Raw genomic sequence first — 2,857 nt, forward strand, 5'->3', positions numbered from 1 at the left:
GAACCGCCACCGACGGCGCGGTGTGGCGGTCCGCCGACGGCCTGCTCTACAAGCGGACCGGTGGCGCGGATCTCCGCTTGGAGGCCGAGTTCCAGCAGTTGGCCGCCGGCCTGGGCTATCCGGTGCCGGAGATCGTCGGCAGTGGCTCGGAGGGCGGGCGGTACTTCGTTGTCGAGCGCGCGATCGGCGAGACCTCGTTGCACGAGGAGGCGTTGGCCGACGCCGGGCGGGACGGTCAGGTCAGCGACCAGGTGATCAGTACGGCGGCTGCCGTCGCGTCGAAGCTCCTGCGGGCCCAGGTGAGGCACCCTCTTCCCGCCGCGCCGTGGTTCGAGAAGGCGGCCTTCGCGGCCGAGGTCTTCGAGGAGAACCCGGACTTCGACACCCCGCGCGTCCATGAGGCGGTCAAGCACGCCCTGGACCGACTGGTCCGGCTCCCCATGGTGCCCGGGCATCTCGACTACGGCCTGCCCAACGTCCTGCGGGCCGGAGTCATCGACTGGCAGCACCACGGACCGATTCCGCTCGGCTACGACGTCTACCCCGCGCTCGACATCGTGGCCTTCAAGGGCGGCGGCAAGGGCTACGGCATCACCCCGGAACAGCGCGCCGCCTACACAGCAGCGCTCGACGAGACCACGGCGTCCCTGGTCGGGCAGCGGCTGAGCGAGCACCTCGGCGACTTCCTGCTCGCCAAGTGCTTCTTCTTCCTCGCCCTCATGCGGCCCACCGACCCCGCGCGGCACGACAAGCACCTCAAGTGGCAGTACCGGCGCGCCCTCTTCACGATGGGACTCGATCAGTATGAGTCGACCGGCACGATCGACACCGGCGCCTTTCCCACTCTGGAACGGTTCGCCGCTGAACACCGGTAGGCCGGTCCCCACCGTTCGCGACCGCGACTACCTGATGGACCACCACGGAGTCGTCTTCAAGGTCATCGGTGACAGCCACCCCGGCAGCCACTACCTCGGCTACGTCAAGTACCACCCCGACGAGAAGGGCGACCGGCGGCTGTTCGGCCGGACCTACCGGCAGAACAGCGTCGTGTCGAAGTCCTTCGGCATCCTGGCCGGCCGACCGGAGTGCTACGTCTACTCCGACACCCTCGGCTGCGTCATCACCGGCATCCCACGCGAGGACCTGGCCGTCCACTACTCCTGCCGCCAGGCCCTCGCCGCCATCCACGAGGACCCCGGCGCGGTCGCCGACAACCCGGCCGGCAAGGACCTCCTGGCGATCACCCAGTGGATCACCGCGAACGACGCCAAGGGCCTGATCGGCGTCACCGGCTCCTTCCTCGTCGGCTGCTTCAACCAGCGCTCCGACATCGACCTCGTCTGCTACGGACCGGAGGGCTACCGGGCCGCCCAGGAGCTGTTCCAGCAGGCCGACCTGATCCGGCCGTACGACGGGGACGACCTCACCCGGCTGTACATCCGCCGGGCCAAGTACCTGGAGGGCAGCTCCTTCGACGCCCTCATCAAGCAGGAGCGCCGCAAGCTCCAAGGGCTCACCGCAGGCGCCGGCGCGCACATCAACTGCGAACCCCTCCGCTCCGACCGCGACAGGACCTTCGCCCGGATCTCCTCCAAGGAGATCGGCGAGATCTCCCTCCTCGCCAGAATCACCGACCACACCGAGGGCCTCACCACCCCCGCCGTCTACGGGATCAAGGTCAGGACCATCCTCAGCTCGACCATCGACGAGGCCGACTCCTTCGCCCGCCGGATCACCCACATGCGCTCGTACCTCGGCGCCTACACCGGAGCGTTCCGCACCGGTGACACCGTGCACCTGGCCGGCAAGCTCGTCCACACCCAGGACGGAGAACGCGGCGGCTTCGGCATCGAACTCACCCCCTGGGCCGTCGGCGGCTCCTACGTCGCCAACCTCGCCGAATAGGACCCGTCGAACCATGACCCTGCTCGTCGTCCGGCATGCCGAGTCCGTCGAGAACGCCGACAAGTACAACGGCTTCTACCAGGGCCCCCGCCCCTACAACGGAACCGCCGCCCACGCCATCTCCCGCACCATCGTCGGCCTCACGCCGCGCGGCTTCCGGCAGGCCCAGTGGCTGGCCGAGGTCCTCCCGCAACTCGCGGGCCCCGCGCCGCACGCCTACACCTCGACCTACCGCAGGGCGATCGACACCGCGGCGATCGCCCTGCCCGCCCTCCCCGACGGCTGGCCGCAGCAGACGACACTCCTGGATGAACAGCACTACGGCGACGCCACCTACATGACCAAACGCGAGCTCTACGACAGCTACCCCGCACTCGCCGAGGACCGGCGTCTGCGCAAGCACCTCTGGACCGCGCCGGGCGGCGGCGAGTCACTCGCCGAGGGCGTGCTCAACCGGGCCGCCGAGTTCGCCGCCCTCGCCCAGGCCGAACTACAGGAGTCCCGCGCCGTCGTCGCCTTCACCCACCAGACCGCCGCGGTGGCGCTGCGATCCCTGCTCGAACTCCGCAGCCTGCCCGAGATCCTCGCCGAGGAGCGGAAGGGCAAGATGCCCAACGCCGCGATCCTCCACTACGAGCTGCACGACGGCCGCTTCACCCGGACGGGAACCACCACCCCGCCTGCCTAGGAGGAGCCCGTGCGACACCTGTTCCTCAACGGGCCCGTCCAGAACGGACCCTTCACCTTCGACACGCGCCCCGGCAAGGCGGTGGGCATCCGCCTCGCCGCCGCCCTCAACGCCATCCTCGGCCTACCGCCCGCACCCCACCTGTGGAACACCGTCACCCTCGCCGGAGACCTCCGCCACCGCCAGGCCGACGGCCCGAAGATCCCCCGCCGGCGGTTCGAGGCCGACCTGATAGCCGGCAAGTACCCGGCTGGACAGGCCCCG

At 69.8% G+C, this 2,857-nt stretch carries 3 protein-coding genes and 1 pseudogene; all 4 read left to right on the forward strand.

The window, feature by feature from the left end:
- Positions 1-875 (forward strand): phosphotransferase (locus tag SM793_RS36235; protein WP_320443396.1); only part of this gene is annotated, 875 nt, incomplete at its 5' end.
- Between the two features lie 34 nt (positions 876-909).
- Positions 910-1,905, forward strand: coding sequence for a hypothetical protein (locus SM793_RS36240; RefSeq protein ID WP_320443397.1), 996 nt, complete (start codon positions 910-912; stop codon positions 1,903-1,905).
- Between the two features lie 13 nt (positions 1,906-1,918).
- Positions 1,919-2,593 (forward strand): phosphoglycerate mutase family protein, encoded by a 675-nt coding sequence (locus tag SM793_RS36245; protein WP_320443398.1) that lies wholly within the window; start codon positions 1,919-1,921, stop codon positions 2,591-2,593.
- A gap of 9 nt (positions 2,594-2,602) precedes the next feature.
- A pseudogene (locus tag SM793_RS36250) lies at positions 2,603-2,857 on the forward strand (hypothetical protein); the annotation flags it as partial.

This window comes from Kitasatospora purpeofusca (assembly GCF_034043715.1).
Taxonomy (GTDB): domain Bacteria; phylum Actinomycetota; class Actinomycetes; order Streptomycetales; family Streptomycetaceae; genus Kitasatospora; species Kitasatospora purpeofusca_A.

Bases quoted from the DNA above. Each gene is read 5' to 3' on its own strand.
- SM793_RS36245 (WP_320443398.1), top strand. From the start codon at position 1,919: ATGACCCTGCTCGTCGTCCGGCATGCCGAGTCCGTCGAGAACGCCGAC.
- SM793_RS36240 (WP_320443397.1), top strand. From the start codon at position 910: ATGGACCACCACGGAGTCGTCTTCAAGGTCATCGGTGACAGCCACCCC.